This is a genomic window from Kitasatospora sp. NPDC001539 (assembly GCF_040298565.1).
GTDB lineage: Bacteria > Actinomycetota > Actinomycetes > Streptomycetales > Streptomycetaceae > Kitasatospora.
Genome location: NZ_JBEPAK010000379.1, coordinates 1 through 4555, shown reverse-complemented (window position 1 = coordinate 4555; position 4555 = coordinate 1). Strand labels below are relative to the sequence as shown.

Sequence of the window (4555 nt, the reverse complement as noted above, 5' to 3'; positions counted from 1 at the left end):
GGACCATCACCCTCGCAACCACATAGCGCAGGAGGGGCTGTCCCCAACCGGGACAGCCCCTCCGCCAGCAAGATCTTCAGGATCCTTCTAGGGCCGGCTCCAGCAGGTCGCCGCCCCGCAGGCGCGGGTTCGAGTCCTGCTACAGCACGTCGTCCAACTCCCGCAGCAGCCGCGCCTTCGCCCGCGCCCCCACCACCGACCGCACCGGCTGCCCGTCCCGGAACACCATCAGCGTCGGCATCGACAGCACCCCGTACGCCGCCTGCGTCCGCGGATTGCGGTCCACGTCCACGCTCACCACCCGCAGCCGGTGCGCCTCCTCCCGCGCGATGTCCGCCAGCACCGGCGCCATCATCCGGCACGGCGGGCACCAGTCCGCCGTGAAGTCCACCAGCACCGGGCCCTGCGCCGCCAGCACCTCGGCCTCGAACGTCTCGTCCGTGACCGCCGGCACACCCGCGATGTCCACCATCGTCTACTCCTTCGCCAGTTCACACATCGGCGGCTGCTCGGAAGCCGCGAGTTCGTCCCGCGCCCGCACCGCCCGCTCGAACTGCCCGGCCACCTGCCGCCGGACGTCCTGCAACCTCGCGATGCACTCGTCCAGCTCGGCGAGCTTCCGCCGGTACACCTCCAGCGAGGCCGGACACGAGTCCCCCTCCGGGTGGCCCGCCCGCAGGCACTCCACGAACGGCCGGGTCTCCTCCAGCCCGAACCCGAAGTCCTGCAGCATCCGGATCTCCCGCAGCAGCCGCAGGTCCCCCTCGTCGTACGCCCGGTACCCGTTGCCCGCCCGCCGGGCCGGCAACAGACCCAACTGCTCGTAGTACCGCAGCGCCCGCGTGGTCGTCCCCGCCCGCTCCGCCAACTCCCCGATCCGCACGCCGGACCACTCCTTCCGTACAGCCGCCACCGACCGTAGACCTTGCCGCACACGTCAACGCCAGCCCCCGGGCGGCCACTCCCGCCGCCGCCCTGCCCCCTGCCGCCGCCACCCCGCTGCCGACACCCCCGCCACCGGGCAAGATGTCCCCCATGGATCTAGGACTCAAGGACAAGGCCTACATCGTCACCGGCGCCACCCGGGGCCTCGGCCTCGCCGCCGCCCGCGAACTCGCCGCCGACGGCGCCCGCGTCCTCATCAGCGGCCGCACCCAGGACGCCGTCGACGCCGCCGTCACCGAGCTGAACACCCTCGGCACCGCCCACGGCCTGGTCGCCGACAACGCCGCCCCCGACACCGCCGAGCGCCTGGTCGCCGAGGCCCGCGACCGCTTCGGCCGGCTCGACGGCGTCCTGATCAGCGTCGGCGGTCCGCCGTCCGGCCCGGTCGAGACCACCCCCGAGTCCGCCTGGCGCGACGCCTTCGAATCCGTCTTCCTCGGCGCCCTGCGGATCGCCCGCACCGCTGCCGCCGCCCTCCACGACGGCGGCGTGATCGGCTTCGTGCTCTCCAGCTCGGTCCGCCAGCCGATCGCCGGCCTGGGGATCTCCAACGGCCTGCGCCCCGGCCTCGCCATGGCCGCCAAGAGCCTCGCCGACGAGCTCGGGCCCCGCGGCATCCGGGTGCTCGGCCTGCTGCCCGCCCGGATCGACACCGACCGGGTCCGCGAGCTCGACTCCCTCGCCCCCGACCCGGTGGCCGCCCGCGCCCAGCACAGCGCCGGGATCCCGCTCGGCCGCTACGGCACCCCCGAGGAGTTCGGCAAGGTCGCCGCCTTCCTGCTCTCCCCCGCCGCCTCCTACCTGACCGGCATCATGGTCCCCGTCGACGGCGGCGCCCTCCGCTCCCTCTGACGGACCGTCTCCCGGAGCCCGGCGGTCCGCCGCCGCGAGCCCGCTCGCCCCTCACACCACCCGCGGACGCCCCCGCCGGTCCCGGCGCCCACGACGCCGGCGCCCACGATCGACGGGGGCCTCCTGCATCACCCGGATCCGCAGGTCGGCCGGCAGCTCCGCCAGCCCCAGACTCCGCACGGCGTCCGCCCGGGGCCCGTCCTCGAAGTGCTCCACCAGCCCGACCGGATCCCCGCCCGGGGTCAGCCGGACGGCCCCGCGCACCCGCGGGTGCCGCGGCGCCCGCACCAGCCGCACGCCCACCCGCTCGACCTCCGGCAGCACCACCGTGCCGTCCTCCAGCGCCTCCTCCAGACCCCTGGCGCTCACCCGCAGCCGCAGGCCGCCGACCCCGGGCGTGGGCACCGCGATGCTCGACAGCCCGGTCCGCCGCAGTTGCGCCACCAGCCACCACGCCATGGCCGCCACCAGCACCGACAGCCCACCGATCACGGTCGGCCACCACCAGGACGACCCCGCCCACCGCTCCCGCGACCGCCCGCTGACCACCGGCTGGTCCGGCGAGGTGAGCGGCCACCAGCTCGGCGGATCGACTCCCAACCGCCGGTACAGGTCCAGCCCGCCGGCCAGCACCAGCACCCCGACCACCAGCAGCACCGCCCCCGCCACGCCCAACAGCACCCGGTTGACGACCGCCCTGCTCACCCCGTCGCTCCCTCTCCCGCCCCGCCGGACCCGCCGATTCCCTCGGCCCCGGTCTCCCCGCCCCGTCCGTCGGTCCCCGAGTCGGCCTCCCGCCGCCCCGCCGTCCGGACGTCCAGCCGCAGCGGCCGCGCCAACCCCACCCGCTCCAGTTCCTCCCGCAGTTGCCGCTGCACCGACGCCGGATCGGCGGGGCCGCCCACCGCCACCCTGATCCGCCGGCGCCCCACCCGGATCCTCAGGCGGTCGATGCCGTCCAGCCCGGCCGCCCGGTCCGCCAGCAGGTGCCCGATCCCGCCCTTGTCGATGGCCGCCGTCGTCCCACCGTACGGTCGCAGCAGCAACCAGCGCCGCAGCCCGGGCGCGATCGCCAGCCAGAGCAGCCACCCGCCCAGCAGCGTCGCGACGCCCGCCCCCACCAGGACCCACAGGTCGTCGAGGTGACGGGTCGCCAGCTCGTCCGCGATCTGCGACCGCCACCGCCTGGCCGGCTGCCCGGCCCGCACCGCGATCACGTCGTACAGCAGCGCCCCCGCCACCACCAGCACCACCGTGGCGACCACCGCGGCCGCCCCGGCCCGGGTCGCCCGCAGCCGCCGGGTCCTCCCCGCGGCCGGCGACGGCTCCCCCGCCCCCTCCTCGCTCACCACGCTCCCCCGGCGACCAACTTCTCGACCACGACGACCACGTCGGACACCCTGCTCCCGGTCAGCGCCGCCACCCGGTCGCCCACCCGCTCCCGCAGTGCGGCGGCGAGCCCCGCGAGGTCCGCCGGGAACGGCAGCTCGACGGTCACCCGAACGGTCACCGTGCTGCCCGGCACGGCCACCGACACCCGCGGCGGCGCGCCCTTCGTCGACCTCCCGGCCCACACCCCGGCGAGCACCTCGCGCACGGCCTGGTCGGCGATCCGCGCGTAGACGCGGTCCGCGACCCGCAACCGCCCCCGCCGGGCCGGGACGACGGCGGCGCGGGCGGTCGCGGCATCCGGGGCCGCCATCAGCGCCGCCGGTCCCGACCGCGGAGCAGGTCCCCGAGGTCGCCCAGCTCGATGTCGCCCTCCAGCAGCCGCCCGACCACGAAGCCGACCAGCCCCAGCGCCGCCACCAGCAGGAACGCCGCGAACCCGCCGAAGTACCCGGCGAAGCCGAGGGCCATGCCCACCACGAGGCCGACCATGGCCAGGTTCATCCGCTACTCCCTCGTCTCCGTCACGCCCTCGCGTACCCCGAACGCCGCGGCCGAGGCCCGCCGGCCGGCGGAGCCGCCCGACCTCGGGCCTTCGGGCCCCGGGCCTGCTGGGCTCGGGCCTCCCGGGTTCCGGCCTCCTCGGATCCGGCCTACTTGAGCCTGGGCCGCTGCCCCGGTGCTGCCACCGGCTCCTCTTCCTCCTCGAACTCCGGTTCGTCCGGAAGGTGGACGTCGTTGACGGCGATGTTCACCTCGACGACCTCCAGCCCGGTCATCCGCTCCACCGCGCCGATGATGTTCTCCCGCACCTGCCGCGCGAGATCGGGGATCACCACGCCGTACTCGACCACCAGGGCGATGTCGATCGCCGTCTGCTTCTCGCCGACCTCGGCCTTGATCCCGCGCCCGACGCTGGACTTCCCACCGGGCACCCGGTCCCGCATGGCCCCGAAGGTGCGCGCCAGCCCGGAGCCCAGGGCGTGGATGCCGGAGATCTCCCGGGCCGCCATCCCGGCGATCTTCTCGACCACCCCGACGGCCAGCGCCGTCCGGCCGCGCTCGCCGGTCGACCGGCCGCCCTCCCCGCCGCCGCCCGGCCCGGGGCCGGGCCTGGCACCGGGCGGGCCGGGGGTGTGGGTGCCGCCGGGGTTCTTGTGCAGGGTCGCGGGCGTCGGAGTGTCAGGCATGGGGGCGCATCTCCCGTCGTACGGCTCCAGCTATATCGCAAACCTCACCAACTCTGACATTTCGCCACGTTCCCCGCCCGCCGAAAGCCCGCCGAACGCCCACCGGAAGCACACGGGAAGCCGCACCGGAAGCGCCGCGAACGCCCCCGGGGAACGCCGGAGGCCCGGCCCCGGGTGCT

8 protein-coding genes are annotated in these 4555 nt (G+C 75.9%); 1 reads left to right on the top strand and 7 read right to left on the bottom strand.

Going from position 1 to position 4555, the window contains the following annotated elements:
• Nucleotides 1-139 precede the first annotated feature (139 nt).
• Together trxA and ABT247_RS32015 are read right to left on the bottom strand one after the other, a co-directional pair.
• The gene (trxA, locus tag ABT247_RS32020; protein WP_350749774.1) at nucleotides 140-472 is read right to left on the bottom strand and encodes a thioredoxin; all 333 of its coding nucleotides are present in this window, start codon (nucleotides 470-472) and stop codon (nucleotides 140-142) included.
• 3 nt (nucleotides 473-475) lie between these two features.
• The gene (locus ABT247_RS32015; protein WP_350749777.1) at nucleotides 476-883 is read right to left on the bottom strand and encodes a MerR family transcriptional regulator; all 408 of its coding nucleotides are present in this window, start codon (nucleotides 881-883) and stop codon (nucleotides 476-478) included.
• 152 nt (nucleotides 884-1035) lie between these two features.
• Here ABT247_RS32015 and ABT247_RS32010 point away from each other — a divergent pair, with 152 nt between their 5' ends.
• Nucleotides 1036-1797 (top strand): SDR family oxidoreductase, encoded by a 762-nt coding sequence (locus tag ABT247_RS32010; protein ID WP_350749771.1) that lies wholly within the window; start codon nucleotides 1036-1038, stop codon nucleotides 1795-1797.
• A 51-nt stretch (nucleotides 1798-1848) separates the two neighbouring features.
• Here ABT247_RS32010 and ABT247_RS32005 read toward each other — a convergent pair whose 3' ends face one another.
• The 5 genes from ABT247_RS32005 to ABT247_RS31985 all read right to left on the bottom strand — a co-directional run bounded on the left by ABT247_RS32005 (nucleotide 1849) and on the right by ABT247_RS31985 (nucleotide 4376).
• Nucleotides 1849-2502: an alkaline shock response membrane anchor protein AmaP gene (locus tag ABT247_RS32005; RefSeq protein ID WP_350749768.1), complete on the bottom strand. Its 654-nt coding sequence runs from the start codon at nucleotides 2500-2502 to the stop codon at nucleotides 1849-1851.
• A complete protein-coding gene (locus tag ABT247_RS32000) occupies nucleotides 2499-3146 on the bottom strand; it encodes a DUF6286 domain-containing protein (RefSeq protein ID WP_350749767.1) in 648 nt (215 codons plus the stop codon). Before ABT247_RS32000 ends, ABT247_RS32005 begins: the two co-directional genes overlap by 4 nt.
• The gene (locus ABT247_RS31995) at nucleotides 3143-3499 is read right to left on the bottom strand and encodes a hypothetical protein (protein ID WP_350749764.1); all 357 of its coding nucleotides are present in this window, start codon (nucleotides 3497-3499) and stop codon (nucleotides 3143-3145) included. Before ABT247_RS31995 ends, ABT247_RS32000 begins: the two co-directional genes overlap by 4 nt.
• Entirely contained in the window at nucleotides 3499-3690 is a 192-nt protein-coding gene (locus tag ABT247_RS31990) for a hypothetical protein (protein ID WP_350749761.1), read from the bottom strand. The genes ABT247_RS31995 and ABT247_RS31990 overlap by 1 nt, the downstream gene beginning before the upstream one ends.
• A 149-nt stretch (nucleotides 3691-3839) precedes the next feature.
• Nucleotides 3840-4376, bottom strand: coding sequence for an Asp23/Gls24 family envelope stress response protein (locus ABT247_RS31985; protein WP_350749758.1), 537 nt, complete (start codon nucleotides 4374-4376; stop codon nucleotides 3840-3842).
• Between the last annotated feature and the right edge of the window lie 179 nt (nucleotides 4377-4555).

What these genes read in the sequence shown, in the direction of transcription:
- trxA (WP_350749774.1), bottom strand. Translation starts at nt 472, where the DNA reads ATGGTGGACATCGCGGGTGTGCCGGCGGTCACGGACGAGACGTTCGAG.
- ABT247_RS32010 (WP_350749771.1), top strand. Translation starts at nt 1,036, where the DNA reads ATGGATCTAGGACTCAAGGACAAGGCCTACATCGTCACCGGCGCCACC.
- ABT247_RS31995 (WP_350749764.1), bottom strand. Translation starts at nt 3,499, where the DNA reads ATGGCGGCCCCGGATGCCGCGACCGCCCGCGCCGCCGTCGTCCCGGCC.
- ABT247_RS31990 (WP_350749761.1), bottom strand. Translation starts at nt 3,690, where the DNA reads ATGAACCTGGCCATGGTCGGCCTCGTGGTGGGCATGGCCCTCGGCTTC.
- ABT247_RS31985 (WP_350749758.1), bottom strand. Translation starts at nt 4,376, where the DNA reads ATGCCTGACACTCCGACGCCCGCGACCCTGCACAAGAACCCCGGCGGC.